The organism is Micromonospora sp. NBC_00389 (assembly GCF_036059255.1).
Taxonomy (GTDB): domain Bacteria; phylum Actinomycetota; class Actinomycetes; order Mycobacteriales; family Micromonosporaceae; genus Micromonospora.
In genome coordinates, this window is sequence record NZ_CP107947.1 from 7,734,555 (window position 1) to 7,756,634 (window position 22,080).

A 22,080-nucleotide genomic window follows, 5' to 3' on the forward strand; every position below is an offset into this window, starting at 1 on the left:
TCTGCGACTGCGGGTTCACGACGCCTCGCCGAAGGCGACGTCACTGGCGAGCACGGCCGCGCCGGCGACGCCGGCACGGCCACCAAGCTCGGACAGCACGACGGGCAGGTTGCCGGTGGCCAGCGGCAGCGACCGGCGGTAGACGACGCTGCGGATCTCGGCGAGCAGGATGTGCCCGAGCTGGGCGAGCCCGCCGCCGATCACGATCATCGACGGGTTGGTGAAGCTGACCAGGCCGGCGAGCACCCCGCCGACCCGCCGTCCGCCGTCGCGGATCAGCTGGATGCAGGTCACGTCCCCCTCGACGGCGCCCTCGGCGACGTCCAGCGCGGTGACCACACCGCGCAGGGCCATCCGCTCGGCCAGCGCCGGCGACACCCCGCTGCGGGCGGCGGCGATGGCGTCCTTGGCCAGTGCGGCACCGCTGAACAGTGCCTCCAGGCAGCCGACGTTGCCGCAGGAACACATCGGACCGTGCGAGTCGACCTGGATGTGGCCGATGTCCCCGGCGCAGCCGTCGGTGCCCCGGTAGACCTCGCCGGTGAGGTAGATGCCGCACCCTATTCCGGTGCCGATCTTCACGAAGAGGAAGTCGTCCACCGAGTGGGCGACCCCGCCGTGGCGCTCGCCGATCGCCATGATGTTGACGTCGTTGTCGACGACCGCGGGGCAGCCGTGCTCCCGGCTGAGCAGCTCGCGCACCGGGAACCGGTCCCAGCCGGGCATGATCGGCGGCGAGACCGGGACGCCGTCGCGGAAGCTGACCGGGCCGGGCACCCCGATGCCCACCGCGTCCAGCCGCTCGTACGCGCCGTCGACCCGGGCCTTGTGCAGCAGCTCGTTGACCCGTTGCAGGGTCACCTTCGGTCCGTTGCGGATGTCGGCCGGTTCGGCGTAGTGGGCCACCGGTTCGAGTCGGCCGTTGACCACCTCGACGTCCATCGAGCTGGCGCCCAGGTCGACGGCCGCGAACCGCAGCTTCGGGTTCAGCTCGACCAGAGTGGAGCGGCGCCCGCCCCGGGACGCGGCGAGCCCGGCCTCGGCGACGTAACCCAGAGCGACCAGTCGGTCCAGCTCGGCCAACAGGCGCGGGCGTGGCATCTGGAGCCGGTCACCCAGCTCTGCCCGGGACACGGCCCCCTCGTCGCGGAGTAACCGCAACAGCCGGACGTGCAGGGGGTCGACGGTCCGCACCGGGACTCACCTCTTCATCGGACTCGTTCACATCGGCGCAATGCCGATGTGTTGTGTCCGACACAGTAGGAGCGTTCCGTACCGCGTGTCCAGAGCTTCAACCATTCTGATCCCAACTTTTGTCCGAAAGAACAAAAGCTACTAGTTGATCAAGAAAAGGATCACCTGCCGCCCGCATCCGCTCTCCGGCTGTACCGCCGCAGGACACGAGACCGCCCCGCCAGCCGTTCTCCGGTGGCGGGGCGGTCGGACCGTCGGTCAGCGGCGGCCGGCGGCGTTCCGCTTCTTCCTGAGCTTGCGGTCGTCGCGCAACTCGACGTACGGCTCGTCGTCGACCGGGTGGCCGGCCGAGATGGCCCGGCCGCGCTCCAGCTCTGCGTCGAACTCGGCGCCCAACAGGATCGCGATGTTGCTCAGCCAGAGCCAGACCAAGAAGATGATCACCCCGGCCAGCGCCCCGTACGTCTTGTTGTACGAGCCGAAGTTGCTCACATAGAAGGCGAACAGGCCGGAGATCACCAGCCAGATCACCACGGCCAGCACGCCACCCGGGCTGACCCAGCGGAACCCGCCGTGCCGCGCGTTCGGCGAAGCCCAGTAGAGGATCGCGAACATCAGGCTGACCAGGATCAGCAGCACCGGCCACTTCGCGATGTTCCAGACCGTGACCGCCGTCTCGCCCAACCCGACCGCGTTCCCGACCAGTTCTGCGAGGCGGCCGGTGAAGACCACGATCACCGCACAGGCCAGCAGCAGCACGCCGATCACCGCCGTGACGCCGACCCGGATCGGCAGCGTCTTCCAGATCGGTCGCCCCTCCGGCACGTCATAGATGGTGTTGGAGGCGCGCATGAACGCGGCGATGTACCCGGAGGCGGACCAGAACGCGGCCAGCAGACCGATGATCGCCGCGATGCTGGCCAGCCCGCCGTTCTGCTGGGCCTGGTTGATCGCGTCCGTGATGATCTGCTGGATGTTCCCCTCCGGCACCGCCTGGTTGACGGTGTCCTTGACGCCCTCGGTGGCGCCGTCGCCGAGCAGGCCGAGCAGGGAGATCAGCACCAGCACCCCGGGGAAGATGGACAACACCCCGTAGTAGGTCAGCGCCGCGGCCCAGTCGGTCAGGCTGTCGTCCTGGAACTCTGTGACCGTCCGGCGCAGAGCCGCCTTCCAGCCGCTGCCGGGCAGGTCGGTGGGGCTGTCCGGCCCGGCGTCGGGACCGACCGGCGCGCTGGCGGAGTCACGCTCACGCCCGCGGTCGGCGGATGACTCGTCGGAGGCCATTGCCCCTCCTCACTGTCGGCGATGTTGCCTCCGACATGCCCCGCAGGAGGCGCCGGGTAACCCCTACTTGTAGAGCAACCTGCCCATCCGGCGCGAGGCGACCAGCAGGCCGAGCGCCATCATCGCCAGCAGGTAGAGCACGTCGAGCAGCCAGGACCAACCGCTGCCACCCAACGCGAGACCACGGATCAGGTGCACCGACCGGTAGAGCGGGGTGACCTCGATCAGCCAGTGCAGCAGGGTCGGATAGGCCTGCGCCGGCACGAACGTGCCGGAGAAGAGGAAGAGGGTGAACTGGGCGGACCCCATCAGGTCGAAATCCTGCCAGCTACGCATGAAGGTGGAGAGCGCCATGCCGAGCGCGCCGAACGCGAACCCGACCAGCACGGCGGCCGGGAGAGCGGTCAGCGCCCGGGGGACGGTGGTCAGGCCCAGCGCGATCATCACCCCGAGGAACGCTGCCGAGTAGGCGCTGCCGCGCAGCATCGCCCAGCCCAACTCGCCGACGGCGATCTCGAACGGCCGTACCGGGGTGGCGATCATCCCGTCGTACAGCTTCATGTACTTCATCTTGCCGAAGAAATTGAAAGTCGTCTCCGCGAGCGCCCCGGTCATCGCCGAGGAGGCGAGCATCGCCGGGGCCACGAACTCGGCGTACGAGACCAGCCGCCCATCGGGCAGCGGCAGGTCGCCGACCAGCGTCCCGACGCCCACCCCGATCGAGAACAGATAGAGCAGTGGCTCCACGAAGCCGGAGAGCAGCAGCAACCAGTAGACGGACTTCAGGGCCGCGACGTTGCGCTCGACCACCGACGCCGAACGCCGGGACGCGGCGGAGACGTCGACCAGCCGAGGCAGGATCAGCGTGACCACGACATTCTCCCTAGACGACGAGCTTGCGACGGAACGCGCGCAGCGCCAGCAACCAGCCGCCGAGGGCCCAGGCCGCCAGGTAGAGCAGGTGCCCGGCGATCGACCACTGTGGTGCGACGCCGAGCGTGGCCGCGCGGCAGAGGTCGACGGCGTGCCAGAGCGGTGTCAGGTACGCCAGCCAGCGCAGCGCCTCGGGCAGCGACTCGACCGGGAAGAACACCCCGGCGAAGAGCGTCATCGGGATGACCGCGAACCGGAACAGCATCGCCAGCCAACTGTCGCTGGACACCGACGCGGTGTACGCGAATGTCGGCGCGGCCATGGCCAGCCCGAGCAGTGCCACCACCGGCAGGGTGGCCACCGCCCAGGGCGACCGCAGCGCCCCGAACAGCCCGGTGACCAGCAGGAACGCCGCGATCGTGGTGAGCACCCGGAACAGCACGAAGGCCAGGTGCCCGGCCACGATGTCGCCCACCCGCAGCGGCGACGCGCTCTGCGCGAAGTATGTCTTGACCCACTGGAAGTTGCTGAACACCGGCCACGTCGAGTCGCCGACGGTCACCTGGAGGGCGGTCGAGGCGATCAGCCCGGGGACCAGCCAGTCGAGGTAACGCACGCCGCCGACGCCCTGGTCGATGTAGGCGCCGACGCCCACCCCGAAGCCGAGCACCGTCAACACCGGCAGCAGGAACGAGGAGAACACCCCGGCCCGCCAGGTGCGTCGTAACCCCACCAGGTAGTGCTCGAACACGGCGTACGCCGGGACCCAGGGGAAACCCGGCCGAGCCCGCTCGCGCGCCGATCCCGCCACGCTCACCACGACCACCCCCGCCCCACCGTGCCTGCCACCACGACCTTCCTACCCCCGGGGTACGACAGGCCGCCGGTCACCCTACGGCGACCTCCCCTGACCTGTCCCCCCGTTTCCGCCGGCGCCGCCAAGCACGATGGGGCGCGTCTCGCACCCACCGTCGGACAGGTGCGAGCCGGCGGCGGGGCGGGTGCACGCCGAGGCGGGTGCGGCGGCGGGATCAGCCGCGCCGGGGGGCGCGGACCAGCGCCTGTACGGCGTAGCCGAGCAGCAGCACCCCCGCGCCGGTGCCGACCACCACACCGGCCGACACCGCCGAGGCGAGCGCGACGACGAGCCCCGCCGCCGCCAGCACGCACATCGCGATGCCGAGTGGCCGGAGCAGCGGGTCTCGCAACAGCGGGGCGAGCGGGAAGAAGTGCAGCCCGACCACCGCACAGACCAGCACCGGGATGTACTCGGACCAGCCGGCGGCGGCCAGCAGGACGGCGCCCACCCCGGCGGCGGCGAACTCTACGACGACGATGAGCACGTACCGCCGGTTGGTCGCCCGGTCCCCCGCTCCGCCGGCGGCGCCCCGGGGGCGGCCCGACACCACGCCGCCCACCACGGCCGTGATCATGGAGGCCACGCTGCCCACCACCAGCAGTGCGCGCCACGGCTGCTCCGCCGCCGGCACGCTGAACCAGACTGTGGCGAAGAAGCCCAGGTAGAGGGCGGTCAACCCGGCCTGATGCCGGCTGTTGGTCGGCAGGTTGGACATGAAACCCCCATGGTCTGCTGCCGGTCGGGCGGACGCGCTCACCGGGCTGCCGATGCTACGCAAGATCACAACGCGCCACTGACCCGACCGGCGGGCTCGGGCGCGGGCGCGGGTCAGTCGACCAGGGTGCGGCCGGTCAGGTGCAGGAAGACGTCCTCCAGGCCGCTGCGCCGCACCAGCACGTTGGCCGGACTGAGCCCCAGCGCGGAGACCTCGGCGACCGCTGCGTCACCGTTGGCCACGTACAGCAGGATGCGGTCGGGTAGCACCTCGACCCGCTCCCCCAGCCCGTCGAGCTTGCCGGCGAACGGCTCCTGCGACTCGGCGGCGAAGCGCAGCTCGACCACCTCGCGCGTGGAGTGCTGCTCGATCAGCGCCCGGGGCGAACCCTCGGCGACGATCCGCCCGCCGTCCATCACGACCAGCCGGTCGCAGAGCTGCTCGGCCTCGTCCATGTAGTGCGTGGTGAGCACCAGCGTGACGCCCTGCTGCTTGAGCCGGAACAGCCGCTCCCAGACCAGGTGCCGAGCCTGTGGGTCGAGCCCGGTGGTCGGCTCGTCGAGCAGCACGATCTCCGGATCGTTGACCAGCGCGCGGGCGATGGTCAACCGGCGCTTCATCCCGCCGGAGAGTGGCTCGACCTTGCTGTCGGCCCGCTCGGTGAGCTGGACGAAGTCGAGCAGCTCGGCGGCCCGCTCCCGGGCCGCCCGGCGCGAGATGCCGAAGTAGCGGGCGTAGACGGTCAGGTTTTCCCGGACCGTCAGCTCCGGGTCGAGATTGTCCAGCTGCGGACAGACGCCGAGCCGGGCCCGGATGGCCGGCCCGTCGCGGACCGGGTCCAGGTCGAGGATGCGCAGCTCACCCCCGCTCGGCGGGGAGGTGCAGCCGACCATCCGCATGGTGGAGGACTTGCCGGCGCCGTTGGGCCCGAGGAAGCCGAACGCCTCGCCCGAGCGCACCTCGACGTCGATGCCGTCGACGGCGGTGAAGTCGCCGAACCGCTTCACCAGCCCGCGAGCCTGAATCAGTGGTCGCCCCGAAGTCACCGCCCGACCCTAGCGGCCAGGTCCGACAGCTCTCCAGGCAAATTCGACGCCGGTCGAGGCGGCGGCGCCGACACCCGACCTGCCCGCGGCGAAACGCCCGTCGATGCCCCACCTGATAGTCGATCGACGTGTATCGTCCCCTCGTGTCGCCCACCCGTTCGCCCGACGGTTCGCCACCACCCGCACAACCAGCCGACTCCCCCACCAGCGAGCCCGATCCAGGCACCGGCGGTGCACCACCCCGGCAGGCTGCGCCAGCCGAGACCAAGGCCATGGCTGCGCCAGCCGGGGCCGAGACCGTCGCTGCGCCAGCCGGGCCCGAGGCCGCCGTGGCCGACCCGCCCGGCAACACCGACCAGGCCGGGCGCATCGACGGCGACGATGCGCGCACCGACCCCGAGCGGACGACGCGCGACCTGGCCGCCCAGTTCGAGGACGAGAAGCCGGGCCGGGTGTTGTCCGGGCCGGCCGGCCTGCTCCTCACCGCGGCGGCGCTGGCGGCCAGCGGGTTGGCCCTCTGGCAGGTGTTCCGCCCGCTGGCGCAGGGCAGCAAGTACTACTTGATCATCTTCCTGGCGCTCGTACTGCCGCTGGTCTTTCTGGCCTACCCGGCCGACCTGCGGCTGCGGACCCGGCTGCTGGCCTGGCGGCGTCGCACCAGCCGGCCGGTCGACCCGGGCCTGCCGCGTCCGGCCCCGACGCGACCCACCGCGGTGGACTGGGCCCTGGTCGCGCTGGCAGTGGCCGGCTGCCTCTACCCCGTGCTGCCGATCTGGATCGGTACGGGTGGCGGCGGCTACAACGCCTTCCTCGACCGGCAGGGCCTGCTCGTGCCGCTGGACCTGGTGATGGGCACCCTCCTGCTGCTCCTGCTGCTGGAGGCGTGCCGGCGGACCACCGGGTGGATCCTGCCCGCGGTCTGCCTGCTGTTCCTCGGCTACGGCTACTACGGCGGGCTGTTGCCGCAGTCCTGGCCGGTCGCCCACTCCGGGCTCGACTTCAGCCAACTGGTCGACGCGTTCTACAACTCCGACAGCGGCTTCTACGGCACCCCGCTGGACGTGGCCGCCTCGTACATCGTGCTGTTCACCATCTACGGCGCGGTGCTGGAGCTGTCCGGTGCCGGGCGGTTCTTCGTCGAGCTGTCGGCGGCCGCGTTCCGCCGCTCGCGCACCGCCGCCGGGCGGACCGCGGTGGCCTCCGGATTCCTGCTCGGCACCGTCTCCGGCTCCGGTGCCGCGACGACGGTGAGCATCGGCGCGGTCACCTGGCCACTGCTGCGTCGCGCCGGCTATCCCCCGGAGCGGGCCGGCGGCATGCTGGCGGCGGCCGGGGTGGGCGCGATCCTCTCCCCACCAACCCTGGGAGCGGCGGCGTTCATCATCGCCGAGTACCTGGGCGTCTCGTACCTGCAGGTGCTCGGCTGGGCCACCGTGCCGACGGTGCTCTACTACCTCGGCATCCTGCTCGCCGTGGAGATCGACGCACGGCGCTCCGGCGTACGCCCGGTGGTGATCGACGTCGCCTCGCCGTGGCGCCTACTGGGCCGGTTCGGCTACCACTTCGCCTCGCTGATCGCCATCATCGTGCTCCTCGCCGTCGGCGTGTCCGCGACGAGAGCGGTCGTCTTCGCCACCCTCCTGGCGGCTGCGCTCTCCTTCCTGGACCGTACGCACCGGCTCACCCCGGGCCGGCTGATGGCCGCGCTCGTCACCGGCGTACGCGGCGTGCTCGCGGTGACCGCCGTCTGCGCCGCCGCCGGCATCATCACGGCGACCACGACGAAGACCGGCCTCGGGCCGCAGGCGGCGGCGCTGCTGGTCGGCGGGGCGAAGGCGGTCACCTCGGACCCGACCCTCGTGCTGGTGCTCACCGCGCTGCTCGCGGCCGTCGCCCTCACTCTGCTGGGCCTGGCCGTGCCGGTCACCGCCTCGTTCGTGATCGGTTGGGTGATCGTCGGCCCGGCACTGCTCGACCTGGGCGTGACGGCACCGGCCGCCGCGATGTTCGTCTTCTACTTCGCGGTCCTGTCCGAGGTGTCCCCACCGACCGCGCTCGCGGCGGTGGCCGCCGCCGCGGTCACCGGCGGTCGGCTGGTGCCGACCATGTGGCAGACCCTGCGCTACGCGCTGCCGGCCTACCTGACCCCGATCGCCTTCGTGATCACGCCGGCCGGGCTCGGCCTGCTCGGCATCGGCGGCGTGCAGCGGATCGTCTTCGCCGGCCTGGTCACCGCGCTCAGCGTGGCCGTGCTCGCCGTCGCCGCCGGTGGATGGCTGCCCGGCGTTGGTCCCGCCGGCGCCCCGGAGCGTGTGCTCGGTGCACTCGCCGGCGTGACGCTGCTCTGGCTCGAACCCGTACCGGTCACGGTCGGCGCCGCGCTGGCCGCCGTCGCGGTGGCGGGAGTGTTCGTACGACGCGGATCCGCCGGCCGGGCCGGCGGGCGGCCAGCCGGTTCACCAGCGAACCTCCGGGAGGAGAAACTGTGAGACGAATCGATGTACGGCTCGTGGCGGGTCTGAGCGTGGTCGCCCTCGTCGCGGTCGGAGCCACGGGTTGCGGGGGCCAGCAGGGCGGTGCCGCCAAGGACGACGCGGCCAGCGAGGTCACCTGTGAGGTGACCCGGGAGACCCGCGTCGGCATCGCCACCGGCAATGCGACCGGCGTCTACTACGTGGTCGGCAACGCCCTCGCCGGGCAACTGTCCGGAGCGACCGGTGGCAAGCTCACCGGCACGGCCGCGGAGACCGGCGCCTCGGTGCAGAACGTCGAGCAGTTGGTCAGCGGCCAGTACGACGTGGCGTTCTCCCTCTTCGACACGGCGGTCAACGCGGTTCAGGGCAAGGGCAGCTTCACCGCGCCGCAGCCGGTCGAGGCGCTCGCACGCATCTACGACAACTACACCCAGGTCGTGGTCCGCAATGACGCCGGGATCAACTCGGTGGCCGACATGCGGGGCAAACGGATCTCCACCGGTTCGCCGAAGTCGGGCACCGAGGTGATCGCCAACCGGCTGCTGGAGGCCGCCGGCCTCGACCCGGCCAAGGACATTCGGGCGCAGCGGCTCGACCTGACCAAGACAGTCGAGGGGATCAAGGACGGCAGCATCGACGGCTTCTTCTGGTCCGGCGGCCTGCCCACCGGAGGCCTGACCGACCTGTTCACCACCGCCGGCGACCGGGTGAAGTTCATCGACATCGCGCCCCTGCTGCCAAAGATGACCGAGTTGAGCCCCGCCTACCAGGCCGGGACGATCGGCCGGGACGCGTACCGGACGGCGGCGGACACCCCGACGATCGTCGTGCCGAACGTGCTGCTGGTCCGCAAGGACCTGGACGCCAACGTCGCCTGTGCGATCACCCGGACGGTCTTCGACAAGCGGGACACCCTGGCCCAGGCGAACCCTGCGGCCAAGGGCATCTCCCTGGAGACCGCCCGGAAGACCGAGCCGGTTCCGCTGCACCGTGGTGCCGCGAAGGCGCTGGAGGATCTCGGCGCCAACTGACCCGGCCAGCGGGCCGGGTCGTCGCCGGGCCGGGCGGCCGGCTACCCGTCGACCGGTGCGGTGGCGGCCCGGGCCGCGGTGACCAGGCGGTCGGTCTCGGCGAGCAGGTCCTCCTCGTCCGGCGGGGTGCCGGGGTCGAGGCGGACCGTCCAGGTCAGACCGTCCACCCCGGCCGCGCGCCGGGCCGCGACCCGGGCCCCGCCACCGGGCACCGGGTGGTGTTCGGTGTACGCGACCGAGCGGGTCACCCGGGCCCGCACCTGGTGCGGCAGCTCGCCCGGGTCGAGCAGCAGGTACGACTCGGCCGGGCAGTCGGTGACCACCGTGTAACCGTCGCGTTCGACGAGGGTCTCGGCGGGCGTGACGGTCAGCTCGCGGCCGGACCAGACGGCCTTGAGGATGTCGTGCCAGCCGAGCCGGTGCCCCCGACCGGGCAGCCACAGACCGAGGTTGGTGGCCACCACCACCCCGTCGCCCTCGCCGTTGCCCGCCGCCGCCCAGGCCAGCACCCGTTCGTCGGCGGCGAGCGGCGGCCGGTCGGCCGGCGGGAGCTTCGGCTTGCGGCTGAACAGTCCCATCTAGAGCCCTCCTGCGGCCTGCTCGCGCAGCGCCCTGGCGTGCTGCTCTAGTGACAGCAGCTCGCCGAAGGCGGCGAAGTACTCGTCCTTGTTGTTGACCGGGTTGATCCGCTGGATCCGCGACTTGAGGTCCCGGATCCGGGCCGTCACCGACCCGAACTGCACCCGGGCCATCGTGATCGACACGTAGCGCGGGTCCGGTTCACCGTCGATCCGTAGCGGCTCCACCGCCAGCTCGCCGACCAGCGCCGCTGACGCCAGGTCGTCGCAGGCGTCGCGGACCAACTCGATCCAGACGGCGCCCCCGGTCGCCGACACGGCCCCGCCGGCCGCCGCGATGGCCGCGCGTACCGCGACGTGCACCGGGTGCCGGTACTCCGTGGCCTCGACGGCGTCGAACATCGGCCCGGCCAGCACGGGCTGCTGCAGGGCGAGCTTCAACGCTTCCCGCTCGACCATCGACTGCGGGCTGTCCAGCGCCGGCTCGGGGCGGGTCGGCGCGGGCCGGCCGGCGGGGGCGGCGTCCCGGGCACCGGGCGGCGGGGCGTTGGCGGCGGCGAGCACCGCCCGCTGCACCGGCTCGATCTCCATCCCGAGGTCCATGGCGAGCTTGCGGACGTACTCCGGGCGCTTCTCCCGGTCCTTGAGTTGCGCGACCAGCGGCGCGGCCCGGCGCATCGCCTCGACCCGGCCGTCGACGGTGTCCAGGTCGTACCGGCTGATCACGTGCCGCAGCGCGAAGTCGACCAATGGCTCGCGCCGGGCCACCAGGTCGCGCACCGCCAGGTCACCCTTGGCCAGCCGCAGCTCGCACGGGTCCATGTTGTCGGGGCTGACGGCGATGAACGTCCGGCCCACGAAGCGCTGGTCGTCGGAGAAGGCGCGCAGCGCCGCCTTCTGCCCGGCGGCGTCCCCGTCGAAGGTGAAGATGATCTCCCCGGCCACCGAGTCGGTGTCCAACAACAACCGGCGCAGCACCCCGATGTGGTCGGCGCCGAACGCCGTGCCGCAGGTCGCCACCGCCGTGGTCACCCCGGCCAGGTGGCAGGCCATCACGTCGGTGTAGCCCTCGACGATCACCGCCCGGCCCTGCTTGGCGATCTCCCGCTTGGCCTGGTCGATGCCGTAGAGCACGTGCGACTTCTTGTAGATCGGCGTCTCGGGGGTGTTCAGGTACTTCGGGCCGTCATCGTCCTCGAAGAGCTTGCGGGCGCCGAAACCGATCACGTCGCCGGCGAGGTCGCGGATCGGCCAGAGCAGCCGCCGGCGGAACCGGTCGATCAGCGTGCCAGAGCGGGACTCCCGAGACAGCCCGGCGGTGACCAGCTCCTGATGGGTGAAACCCTGCTGGCGCAGGTGCTTGGTGAGCAGGTCCCAGCCCTCCGGCGCGAAGCCGCAGCCGTAGCGCTCGGCGGCGGCCCGGTCGAAGCCACGTTGGGCCAGGAACTCCCGTGCCCGGCGGGCACCGGCGGTGCTGAGCTGAGCCTGGTAGAACTCGACGGCGGCGGCGTGCGCGGCAACCAGGCGCTGGCGCTGGCCCTGCTGGGGTCGGGGGCGCGGGGCGCCCTTGTCGTCCTCCAGGTAGCGCAGCTGGATGCCGGCGCGGCCGGCCAGCCGCTCGACGGACTCGATGAAGCTGAGGTGCTCGGCGTCCATCAGGAACTTGATCGCGTCGCCACCGGCCCCGCAGCCGAAGCAGTACCAGACGTTGCGGGCCGGGGAGACGTTGAAGGACGGGCTCTTCTCGTCGTGGAACGGGCACAGGCCCTTGAGGTTGCCGCCGCCGGCGGACTTCAGGGTGACCGTCTCGGAGATCACGTCCCCGATCGAGGTGCGTTCCCGGACCAGTGCGATGTCCTCGTCCCGGATTCGCCCAGCCATGCGCCACCCCCTCGGCGTACATCCTGCCCTGCCGGACCGGCGGCACGCCGGCCGGGGCACGCCGGATGTGGCGGCCACCGCTGCCGGCTCGACGGTTCCCGCCCGGGAGCCGGACCCGCGCGGGGGCCATGACCAGATGCGGAGGGTACGGACCGTCGGCGCCCGCTTGCCGGGATGGTTGTCCGGTCGGCTGGGCGTACGCGGGCCGGCACCGCTGGAGGACGAGGCCGGGCACCGCCACGCCACCTGGCTGGAGCTCTTCCTCGACATCATCTTCGTGTACGCGCTGGCGGCGGTGGTGGCCCGGCTGGGCACCGACTCGACCCCGTCGGTGGGTGGCATACTTGCCGTGAGCGGGCTCTTCGTGGTGGTCCAGTGGGCCTGGATGGGTCAGGTCTACTACGACACCCGGTTCGACCCGGACGATCTGCCGCACCGGCTGCTGGTGCTGGTCGCGCTGGTCGGCGCCGGCACGATGACACTCGGCGTGGACGAGGTGCCGGAGAGCGCGCTGCTGCCGGTCGGGTACCTGATCGTCCGGGGCGTGCTGCTCCTGCTCTACCTGCGGGCCCGGCCGGCCAGCCCGATCGCCCGCACGGTGATCTCGGTCTACCTGGTCGGCTTCGGGCTGGGCTGGCTGATCTGGCTGGTCTCGCTGGCCGTGCCGATCGCGCTGCGCCCGGCGCTGTGGGTCGTCGCGATGGCCATCGAGCTGGCCACGCCCTGGGTCGGCCGACGCCGGCTCGAGCAGTGGCCGGTGGACAACCGGCACCTGCCGGAACGGATCGGCCAGTTCACCATCATCGTGCTGGGCAGCGCGCTGGCCAACCTGCTCTTCGCGGTGCCGGACCACCCCCGGCCGCACATGATCCTCACCGCCGGGTTGGCCTTCGTGGTGCCGGCCGCCGTCTGGTGGGTCTACACCACCTTCGTCACCACCAACCTGTCGACGACCCGCCTGCGTGCCGGGCAGGCGTACACCTATCTGCACATCCCGCTCAGCGGTGCGCTGCTGCTGCTCGGCTGGTCGCTCGGGCAGGCGGTACGGCTGGTCGACAGCGGCGCGAGCCGGCTGCCGCTGGAGCTGCGGCTGCTGTTGGCTGCCTCGGTGGTGGTCTGGGTGCTGTGTGGGCTGGGCCTGTTCACGCTCGCTACCCGGCCGAGCGCCTCCCGGCTGGCGATCACCGCCTACGCGGTGATTTCGGTCAGCCTGATCGGCGCGACGGTACGCGAGGCCCGGCTGCTGTTGCTGCTGCTCGCCCCGGCGATCGTCGGGTACGCCGTGCTGCTCAACCGGCGACTCACCGCGGTCCGTGAGGAATGGGACCGGCAGACCGAGGGCTGAACCGCGCTCAGGCAGCGGTGGGCTCCTCGGCCGCCACCTCCCGGTTCCAGTCGGCCTTGGCCGAGCGCCAGCCCTCGTCGTCCATGCCGCGCCGCCAGTAGCCGGAGATGGAGAGCCGATCGGCGGGTACGCCCCGCTCGGCGCGCAGCAGCCGGCGCAGTTCCCGGACGAAGGTCGCCTCGCCGTGGACGAAGGCGTGCACCTGGCCCGGCGGGAACTCCAGATCCCGCACCGCCGCCACCAGCGCGGCACCCACCGGGCGCTCGCCGCGGTGCAGCCAGGTGAGCTGGACCGCGCCCGGGCTGAGCAGCTTCTGCTCCTCCGCCGGGTCGGCGATCTCCACGAAGACATGGGCCGGGGCGCCCAGCGGCAGCCGTTCCAGGGCGGCGCCGATCGCCGGCAGGGCGCTCTCGTCGCCGACCAGCAGGTGCCAGTCCGCGTCCGGGCTCGGGGCGTACGCCCCGCCGGGTCCGACGAAGTGCACCGGGTCGCCCGGGCGCAGCGCGGCGGCCCACGGGCCGGCCAGCCCCTCGTCGCCGTGGTGCACCACGTCGACGGTCAGCTCCTCGGCCAGCGGGTCCCACTGCCGCACGGTGTACGCGCGCAGCCGGGGCCACTGCTCGCGGGGCAGGTCACGGCGGATCTCGGCGAGGTCCAGCGGCTGCGGGTACGCGACGCCGGGCTGCGGGAAGACCAGCTTGATGTAGTGGTCGCTGAACTCGCCCACCGGCAGGCCGGCCAGCTCGTCCCCGCCGAGGACGAGCCGGATCAGATGCGGGGTGGGTCGCTCGGTGCGCAGCACTCGGACCGAGGTGACGTTCCTGGGGCGTTCCGTCATACCACTTAGGCTAGCCTAAGCTGCGCCGCCCCCGGACGGCGGTGCTCCATCTCCCACCAGGCGGGTGTGCCAGGTCACCGCCGCCGGGTCGGTGAGTGAGGCGACCTGATCGATCACCACCCGCAGCCGGGCAGCGTCGTTCGGGGCGGCCCGCCACAGCGGGGCGAAGATCGGGTCGAGCCCGTCCGGCGCCCGCCGGACCAGCGCGCCCACCAGCTCGGCCAGCATCGCCCGCTGCCGTTCGTAGCGGCCCCGGAAGCCGGAGCGACGCATCACGTAGCGCAGCGCGATGCCCTTGAGCAGGGCGCACTGGGCCCGGACCAGCCGCGGCACCACCAGGTCGGCGGCGTAGCGGCGATGCGGGCCGGCGCCGAACCGCTCCTCCGTGGCGGCCACCGCCGCGGAGACGAACCGGCCGGTCAACCCGCTGGTGGTGGCCTTCAGCGCGGCCTGGGCGCGGTGGCTGCCGTCGTACCCGACGAGGGGGGCCAGCAGGGGGTCGGCCAGCAACTCGACCAGCACCTCGGCCAGGTCACCCGGGGACTCCCCGGAGTAGGTGGCGGCCACGTCGGTGCAGAGCGCCGCCCGCTCGTCGGCATCGTCGAGCAGCGGGCGCAGCGTGACGTACCCGCCGTGGATGCCGTCCTCCACGTCGTGCACGGAGTACGCGACGTCGTCTGCCCAGTCCATCACCTGCGCCTCCAGGCAGCGCCGGTCGCCGGGCGCGCCGGCCCGGATCCAGCCGAAGACGGCCGCGTCGTCGGCGTACACCCCGAACTTGCGCTGCCCGGGGCGGCGCAGCCAGGGGTACTTGCCGATCGCGTCGAGCGAGGCACGGGTCAGGTTCAGCCCGGCGGACGAGCCGTCCGGGAGGAGCACCTTCGCCTCCAGCCGGGTCAGCACCCGCAGCGTCTGGGCGTTGCCCTCGAAGCCGCCGCAGGCCGTGGCGAGCAGGTCCAGCGCCTCCTCGCCGTTGTGCCCGAACGGCGGGTGCCCGAGGTCGTGCGCGAGCCCGGCGACGTCCACCACGTCCGGGTCGCAGCCCAGCCGGGCACCCATCTCGCGGGCGATCTGGGCGACCTCCAGCGAGTGGGTCAGCCGGGTGCGCAGGAAGTCGTCGGTGCCGGCGGTGTGCACCTGGGTCTTGGTGGCCAGCCGGCGGAACGCCGCTGAGTGCAGCACCCGGGCACGGTCCCGCTCGTACGGCGACCGGCGGTGGCCGGTGTCCTTGGGCGGCTCCTCGACCAGCCGGGCGTCCGCCGCGACGGACGGCGGTGCGGTCAACCGGTCACCGGCTCACTCCTCGCGCTCGCGAAGCCACATCTTGCTCGCGACTGCGGGGCTCGCAAACCCGGCTCACTCCTCGCGCTCGCGACGCCACATCTTGCTCGCGACTGCGGGGCTCGCAAACCCGGCTCACTCCTCGCGCTCGCGAAGCACGCAGAACTCGTTGCCCTCCGGGTCGGCCAACACCGTCCAGTCCACCTGGCCCTGGCCGATGTCGACGTGCCGGGCGCCCATGTCGACGAGCCGTTCGACCTCGGCCTCCTGGTCGGCCGGGCGAAGGTCGAGGTGCAGCCGGTTCTTGCGTTCCTTGCCGTCGGCCACCGGCAGGAAGACCAGGCCGGGGAGCTTGTCGACGGACTGGCGGATCTCCACCTCGTCCGGCTTCTCAGTGATGATCTGGTAGCCGAGGGCTTCGGCCCACCAGCGGGCCAGTCGGGCCGGATCGCGGGCGTCGACGGTGAGGCTCTCCCAGACGCTGGTCATGCAGTCACCCTTCCCCCTCGACGGCGTGCGCAATCGGCGGTGTGCGAAGGAGCCAAGATTACGCCGGTCGGGGCCGCCCGGCCCGCCCGCGACGCCTCGTCCGCAGGCCCACAACCGCCGATTGGCCGGGAGTTGTCAACCGATTGCCGAGGGTTACGGGCTCGCGAGCGGAGGTCGCTACCGGTAGCGTTCCCAGCGCGGAACGTGACCAACCGATCGACACGCAGAGCCTGACCGGTAAGGGGACGCTCGTGGACGCAGACACCGTGGTGGGAACGGAGCTACGCGGGTTGCGTCGGCGCCGTCCCGAGGTCGCCGGGGCCGTCCTGGCCGGCACCGACGGGCTGCTCATCTCCAGTGACCTGCCCAGCACCGACGCCACCCACCTCGCCGCGCTCGCCGCGGCCAGCTTCGGGCTCGGCCACCGGATGGCCGACACGGCCCAGCAGGGCGAGTTCCGGGAGTCGGTGGTGCGGACCACCGCCGGCTGCGTGGTGACCTACCCGGCCGGGCGCAACGCCCTGCTGACCCTGGTCACCGTCGCGGCCGCGGAGGACCTGGAGGCGCTGCACGAGGAGGCACGGGCGGTGGCCCATCGGGCCGGCTCAGTGCTGGACATCCGCGGCGGCGGGATCGGCAACACCGCCATGCCCGACGCGCACGCCCCGCTGGCCGTGCGTACCCCGATGGCCACCCTGCCGGCGCAGTTGCACCGCTCGGCCCGACCCACCTGGCGGCGCCCGCCGATCTGATCGCTGGTGCCGGCGGTGGCCCGGGAGCCCGGTCCACCGCCGGCCCTGCGTCAGCGGCTGTCCGACCCGCCGGTCTCCACCGCCGCCCGACCGGCCTCCAGCCGGGCCACCGGCACCCGGAACGGCGAGCAGGAGACGTAGTCCAGACCGACCTCGTGGAAGAAGTGCACCGAGTCGGGGTCGCCGCCGTGCTCGCCGCAGACACCGAGCTTCAGCCCGGGCCGGGCGGCCCGGCCCTCCTCGGCGGCGATCCGCACCAGCCGGCCCACGCCGTCGCGGTCGATCGACTCGAACGGCGAGATGCCGAAGATGCCCAACTCCAGATAGCGCCAGAAGAACGCGCCCTCGACGTCGTCGCGGGAGAAGCCCCAGCCCATCTGGGTCAGGTCGTTGGTGCCGAAGGAGAAGAACTCCGCCGCCTCGGCGATCTGACCGGCGGTCAGCGCCGCCCGGGGCACCTCGATCATGGTGCCGATCAGCACCTCGACCCCGCTGTCCCCGACCACCTCGGCGATGATCTTCTCGGCCTCGGCGCGGACCGTCTCCAGCTCCTGCACGGCGCCGACCAGCGGCACCATGATCTCCGGCTTGGCTGTCCCGCCGCCACGGGCGCAGGTGACAGCCGCCTCGGCGATGGCCCGGACCTGCATCGCGAACAGGCCGGGGATGACCAGGCCGAGGCGGACGCCCCGCAGCCCGAGCATCGGGTTCTCCTCGTGCATCCGCCGGACGGCGGCGAGCAGCGCCTCCTCCTTGGCCACGTCCTCGCCGCGCTCCTGGGCGACCGCGACGTTGACCGCGAGCTGCTCCAGCGGCGGCAGGAACTCGTGCAGTGGCGGGTCGATCAGCCGGACGGTGACCGGCAGCCCGTCCATCTCGCGGAAGATCTCCTCGAAGTCGGCCCGCTGCAACGGCAGCAGCGCCGCCAGCGCCGCCTCGCGCTCACCCTCGGCTCGGGCCAGGATCAGTCGCTCGACCAGCTCGCGCCGGTCGCCGAGAAACATGTGTTCGGTGCGGCAGAGCCCGATGCCCTCGGCGCCGAAGCGCCGGGCCCGGGCGGCGTCCGCGCCGGTGTCGGCGTTCGTGCGGACCGCGAGCCGCCGCTTGTCGTCGGCGTGCGTCATGATCCGGTGTACGGCCCGAACCAGCGCGTTGTCGATGTGCGCGGGGTCGAGACTGCCCTCGAAGTACTGCACCACCTCCGACGGCATGACCGGCACCTCGCCCAGGTAGACCTTGCCGGTGGTGCCGTCGATGGAGACGACGTCTCCCTCGCCGACGGTCTGCCCGGCCACGGTGAACCGCTTCGCGGGCACGTTCACGTCGATCTCGTCGGCGCCGGAGACGCAGGTCTTGCCCATCCCCCGGGCCACCACGGCGGCGTGGCTGGTCTTACCGCCGCGCGACGTGAGAATGCCCTTGGCGGCGATCATGCCGTTCAGGTCGTCCGGGTTGGTCTCCCGGCGGACCAGGATCACCGACTCGCCCTCGGCGGCCAGCTCGACGGCCCGGGCGGAGGTGAAGACCACCTTGCCCGATGCCGCGCCGGGCGAGGCGCCGATGCCCTTGGCGACCGGCTGGAAGTCGTGGTCGAGCTGGAAGCGCGGGAACATCAGCTGGGCCAACTGCGCGCCGTTGACCCGGTGCAGCGCCTCGTCCAGGTCGATCAGGCCCTCGTCGATCAACTGCCCGGCGATGACGAACGCGGCGGCTGCGGTGCGCTTGCCGACCCGCGTCTGCAGCATCCAGAGCTTGCCGCGTTCGATGGTGAACTCGATGTCACAGAGGTCCTTGTAGTGCTCCTCCAGCCGGGCCATGATGCCGAGCAGTTCGTCGTAGGAGGACTTGTCGAGCTGCTCCAACTCCTGCAACGGCACCGTGTTGCGGATGCCGGCGACGACGTCCTCGCCCTGGGCGTTGGCCAGGTAGTCGCCGTAGATGCCCTGCGCGCCGCTGGCCGGGTCCCGGGTGAATGCGACGCCGGTGCCGGAGTCCGGGCCGAGGTTGCCGAAGACCATGGACACCACGTTGACCGCGGTGCCGAGGTCGGCCGGGATCCGCTCCTGGCGGCGGTAGAGCACCGCGCGCTCGGCGTTCCACGACTCGAAGACCGCCCGGATGGCCAGGTCGAGCTGTTCGCGCGGCTGCTGCGGGAACTCCCGACCGGTGTGCTTGACGAAGATCTTCTTGTACGAGTCGACCAGCCCGCGCAGGTCGTCGGCGTCCAGGTCCAGGTCGTTGTGGGTGCCCTTGGCGCGCTTGACCTCGTCGAGGGCGTGCTCGAACTCCTCGCCCGGCACGTCGCAGACGGTCTTGCCGAACATCTGGATGAGTCGCCGGTAGGAGTCCCAGGCGAATCTGTTCGCGCCGCCGGAGGCGGCCTGGTCAGTGGAGCCGCCCGCCTGGGCGGAGAGCCCCAGCACGCTCTGGTCGTTGAGGCCGACGTTGAGGACGGTCTCCATCATGCCGGGCATGGAGAACTTGGCGCCGGAACGGACGGAGACCAACAGGGGGTCCTGCGGGTCGCCGAGGCGCTTGCCCATCGCGCGCTCCAGCGATTCCAGGTGCGCCTCGATCTGGCCGGCGAGCCCGTCCGGCTCCCGGCCGGTCGCGAGGTACGCCTGACAGGCCTCGGTGGTGATGATGAAGCCGGGGGGCACCGGCAGCCCGAGGTTGGTCATCTCGGCCAGGTTTGCGCCCTTGCCGCCGAGCAGGTCCTTGAGGTCCTTGTTGCCCTCGGAGAAGTCGTAGACGTACTTGTGATCGACGGTCTCTTGCGCTGCCACCAGAGCCTCCCACGCGCGCCGGATTGACACTTAACGAAGGTTCAGTTTCCTCATACCCCGGGACGGACCACCGGTAATCCCGGGGTTGACATCGATCGGTGGGCGAAGGTTAAGCGAACATCGAGCGGCCGGGGACCGTTCGGTGACAATAGGCACAGCCATCACGACTATCCGCGTTCGTACCGGTTTTTGGGAACGCTTCCACGCGCACGATCACGCATCCCGCCCTCTCGCCGTACTCTTGATGGCAACGCAGCCAGCGAAACTCACTTTTGCCATATTCGGCGCGAATACACCCCGGAGCCGCCGCCGTGTCGACCTTCTCCTCCCCCGGATCCGCCGCCACCCCCGGCGCGGCCGGATCCACCGACCCGATCTCACTGTCGGGGCACGAACCGGACGCGGCCACGCTGGCCCGGGCCGCCGAACGGGCCGCCGGTGAGCTGCTCGCCCCGCCGGCCCCGGTCCGTCTGACCGACGTCGTGCCCGCCCCGCAGGAGGTCGAGCCGAACCCGGCCGAGGACTGGCTGCTGCCGGCCGAGGCGGTCATCGTGGCCAGCGCCGATCCCGCCGCGCTGGCGGTCGCCGAACAGCTCGCCGAGCTGCTGCGTCCGGCCACCGGATACCCGCTGCCGGTGACCGACGCCGCCGGGCCGGCACCGGTCGACGGCATCGCGCTGGTCCTGACCGACGACGACGGCCTGGGCGCCGAGGGGTACCGGCTGGCCGTGACCCGGGCCGGGGTCACCGTCACCGCCGTCACCGCCGCCGGCCTCTTCTACGGCGCGCAGACCCTGCGTCAACTGATGCCACCGGCGATCGAGAGCCCGGTCCCGGTCGCCGAGCACTGGATGCTGCCCGGCGGGTCGATCGTCGACCGGCCCCGGTTCCCGTACCGGGGCGCGATGCTCGACGTGGCGCGGCACTTCTTCGCCGTCGCCGACGTACTCCGGGTGATCGACCACCTGGCCCGGTACAAGCTCAACCACCTGCACCTGCACCTGACCGACGACCAGGGCTGGCGGATCGCCGTCGACTCCCGGCCACGATTGACCGCCGTCGGCGGGACGACCGAGGTCGGCGACGGCCCCGGCGGGTTCTACACGAAGGCCGACTACCGCAGGATCGTCGAGTACGCCGCCGCCCGGCACATCACCGTGGTGCCGGAGATCGACCTGCCCGGCCACACCAACGCCGCGCTGGTCGCGTACCCGGAACTGGCACCGGACAAGGTCGCACCGCCGCCGTACACCGGCACCGAGGTCGGCTTCAGCTACGTCGACCCGGCCGACGAGCGGACGTACGACTTCATCGCAGACGTGCTGGGCGAGGTGGCCGCGCTCACCCCGGGGCCGTGGCTGCACATCGGCGGCGACGAGGCGTTCAAGGTCAAGGGCGAGGTGTACACCGGTTTCGTCGAGCGGGTGCAGCGGATCGTCGCCGGCACCGGTAAGACCGTCGTCGGCTGGCACCAGCTCGCCCCGGCCGCGCACGCCGACGGACGGGTGCTCCAGTGGTGGGGCACGAACGGCGAGGACTCGGCCATCACTGCCGAGGCGGTACGCCAGGGCGCCCGGCTGATCGTCTCCCCCGGCAACCACGCCTACCTGGACATGAAGTACGCCCCGGACACCCCGGTCGGGCAGGACTGGGCCGGCCTGATCGACGCGCGACGCGCGTACGACTGGGATCCCGGGTCACACGTGACGGGCGTGCCGGAGGCGGCGGTACTCGGCGTGGAGGCCCCGCTCTGGACCGAGTCGATCACCTCGCTGGCCGAGATCGAGTTCATGCTGTTCCCTCGGCTGCCCGCCATCGCCGAGCTGGGCTGGTCGCCCCGGGCTACGCACGACTGGGCCGGGTTCCGCGACCGGCTGGCCGGACACGGCGCGCGCTGGACCACCGCCGGGATCACCTTCCACCTCTCCCCCGAGGTCCCCTGGCCGGCTGAGGGGACCGGGGCCGCCCAGCCGACCCGCCCGCACCTCCCGACCCAGCCCGGCCCCGGTACCGCCCCCGTCCCAGTCGCCGACCAGCCCTGACGCCCCGCACCCGCGACCTCGCCTCACCCGTCACCCAGGCCCCTCACAGGCCGCGAGTCGGCTGGGAGGCCGACGCTCGGGCGGAAGATCGACGCTCGGGCGGGTCGACGGCGGTGGGGCACCCGCACCGTTGAGCGTGATACCTGAGAGTCATATTGATACCTCAGAGTCATCACGCTCAAAAGCGCGCACCCGGCCGACGCACGGCGGCGGGCCTCCTAGGTCTGCGCACTTTCCGGGAGGTGTAGGCGTCGGCGTGCCGGGAGGCAGCCACTTTCGCGGAAAGCGCGTGGCTCGACGCCGGTCGACGTGTGCGGCCACGTGGGTGTGTTGTCCGGTTCGGGATGTAAGCCGGATGGGTGGGTGTCCGGTTGTGGGGTGGGTCGTCCCGTGGTCGGGGCCACCCTCAGCGTGGAATCGGGGGCCGGCCCGGGTCGTTATACCTGGCATGCGACCGTGGCCCCCTGGCCCGGTGCGCGGCAGCCGCCGGGAACACCCGCCAGGCCGCCCCGGTTACATCCCCCTGTAGCCAGCCGCCGGGAACACCCGACCGGCCGGCACGGTTACATCCCCGGAACCCCGAGCAGGTCCCCCCGGATCGCCGGACCGTTC

Annotated in this window: 16 protein-coding genes and 1 pseudogene; 5 read left to right on the top strand and 12 right to left on the bottom strand. The window is 72.0% G+C overall.

All coding sequences use genetic code 11. The annotated features are described in order from the left end of the window. Positions 1 to 15 precede the first annotated feature (15 nt). From OG470_RS36440 to OG470_RS36465, 6 genes are all read right to left on the bottom strand, one after another. Positions 16 to 1,194, bottom strand: coding sequence for an ROK family protein (locus tag OG470_RS36440; protein WP_328419243.1), 1,179 nt, complete (start codon positions 1,192 to 1,194; stop codon positions 16 to 18). Between the two features lie 258 nt (positions 1,195 to 1,452). Continuing rightward, positions 1,453 to 2,478: a YihY/virulence factor BrkB family protein gene (locus tag OG470_RS36445; protein WP_328419245.1), complete on the bottom strand. Its 1,026-nt coding sequence runs from the start codon at positions 2,476 to 2,478 to the stop codon at positions 1,453 to 1,455. Between the two features lie 63 nt (positions 2,479 to 2,541). Then, positions 2,542 to 3,351 carry an ABC transporter permease gene (locus OG470_RS36450; protein ID WP_328419247.1) on the bottom strand — a complete coding sequence of 270 codons (810 nt, stop codon included), beginning with the start codon at positions 3,349 to 3,351 and terminating at the stop codon, positions 2,542 to 2,544. A gap of 10 nt (positions 3,352 to 3,361) precedes the next feature. Then, positions 3,362 to 4,162, bottom strand: coding sequence for an ABC transporter permease (locus OG470_RS36455; RefSeq protein ID WP_328426836.1), 801 nt, complete (start codon positions 4,160 to 4,162; stop codon positions 3,362 to 3,364). A gap of 220 nt (positions 4,163 to 4,382) precedes the next feature. Continuing rightward, positions 4,383 to 4,925, bottom strand: coding sequence for a hypothetical protein (locus tag OG470_RS36460; protein WP_328419249.1), 543 nt, complete (start codon positions 4,923 to 4,925; stop codon positions 4,383 to 4,385). Between the two features lie 113 nt (positions 4,926 to 5,038). Further along, positions 5,039 to 5,971 carry an ABC transporter ATP-binding protein gene (locus tag OG470_RS36465; RefSeq protein WP_328419250.1) on the bottom strand — a complete coding sequence of 311 codons (933 nt, stop codon included), beginning with the start codon at positions 5,969 to 5,971 and terminating at the stop codon, positions 5,039 to 5,041. A 143-nt stretch (positions 5,972 to 6,114) separates the two neighbouring features. Here OG470_RS36465 and OG470_RS36470 point away from each other — a divergent pair, with 143 nt between their 5' ends. Beyond that, a complete protein-coding gene (locus OG470_RS36470; RefSeq protein ID WP_328419251.1) occupies positions 6,115 to 8,460 on the top strand; it encodes a TRAP transporter permease in 2,346 nt (781 codons plus the stop codon). Further along, on the top strand, positions 8,457 to 9,476 hold the full coding sequence (locus OG470_RS36475; protein WP_328419252.1) for a TAXI family TRAP transporter solute-binding subunit: 1,020 nt from the start codon (positions 8,457 to 8,459) through the stop codon (positions 9,474 to 9,476). Before OG470_RS36470 ends, OG470_RS36475 begins: the two co-directional genes overlap by 4 nt. A 41-nt stretch (positions 9,477 to 9,517) precedes the next feature. Here the strand turns inward: OG470_RS36475 and OG470_RS36480 are convergent, their stop codons facing one another. Then, the gene (locus tag OG470_RS36480) at positions 9,518 to 10,054 is read right to left on the bottom strand and encodes a hypothetical protein (RefSeq protein WP_328419254.1); all 537 of its coding nucleotides are present in this window, start codon (positions 10,052 to 10,054) and stop codon (positions 9,518 to 9,520) included. Next, a pseudogene (dnaG, locus tag OG470_RS36485) lies at positions 10,055 to 11,957 on the bottom strand (DNA primase). Positions 11,958 to 12,071: 114 nt separating this feature from the next. Here dnaG and OG470_RS36490 point away from each other — a divergent pair. Next, positions 12,072 to 13,280: a low temperature requirement protein A gene (locus OG470_RS36490; RefSeq protein ID WP_328419256.1), complete on the top strand. Its 1,209-nt coding sequence runs from the start codon at positions 12,072 to 12,074 to the stop codon at positions 13,278 to 13,280. Between the two features lie 7 nt (positions 13,281 to 13,287). On the opposite strand, the gene OG470_RS36495 is transcribed toward OG470_RS36490, so the two are convergent. The 3 genes from OG470_RS36495 to OG470_RS36505 all read right to left on the bottom strand — a co-directional run bounded on the left by OG470_RS36495 (position 13,288) and on the right by OG470_RS36505 (position 15,888). Next, on the bottom strand, positions 13,288 to 14,118 hold the full coding sequence (locus OG470_RS36495) for a siderophore-interacting protein (protein WP_328419258.1): 831 nt from the start codon (positions 14,116 to 14,118) through the stop codon (positions 13,288 to 13,290). A 15-nt stretch (positions 14,119 to 14,133) separates the two neighbouring features. Beyond that, positions 14,134 to 15,402: a deoxyguanosinetriphosphate triphosphohydrolase gene (locus OG470_RS36500; RefSeq protein WP_328419260.1), complete on the bottom strand. Its 1,269-nt coding sequence runs from the start codon at positions 15,400 to 15,402 to the stop codon at positions 14,134 to 14,136. Between the two features lie 132 nt (positions 15,403 to 15,534). Further along, positions 15,535 to 15,888: a VOC family protein gene (locus OG470_RS36505; protein WP_328419262.1), complete on the bottom strand. Its 354-nt coding sequence runs from the start codon at positions 15,886 to 15,888 to the stop codon at positions 15,535 to 15,537. A 251-nt stretch (positions 15,889 to 16,139) separates the two neighbouring features. On the opposite strand from OG470_RS36505, the gene OG470_RS36510 reads away from it, so the two are divergent. Beyond that, a complete protein-coding gene (locus tag OG470_RS36510; RefSeq protein WP_328419264.1) occupies positions 16,140 to 16,640 on the top strand; it encodes a roadblock/LC7 domain-containing protein in 501 nt (166 codons plus the stop codon). A 50-nt stretch (positions 16,641 to 16,690) separates the two neighbouring features. Here OG470_RS36510 and ppdK read toward each other — a convergent pair whose 3' ends face one another. Further along, positions 16,691 to 19,426, bottom strand: coding sequence for a pyruvate, phosphate dikinase (ppdK, locus tag OG470_RS36515; protein WP_328419265.1), 2,736 nt, complete (start codon positions 19,424 to 19,426; stop codon positions 16,691 to 16,693). A 290-nt stretch (positions 19,427 to 19,716) separates the two neighbouring features. On the opposite strand from ppdK, the gene OG470_RS36520 reads away from it, so the two are divergent. Beyond that, positions 19,717 to 21,468: a beta-N-acetylhexosaminidase gene (locus tag OG470_RS36520; protein ID WP_442931238.1), complete on the top strand. Its 1,752-nt coding sequence runs from the start codon at positions 19,717 to 19,719 to the stop codon at positions 21,466 to 21,468. Positions 21,469 to 22,080: the final 612 nt, after the last annotated feature.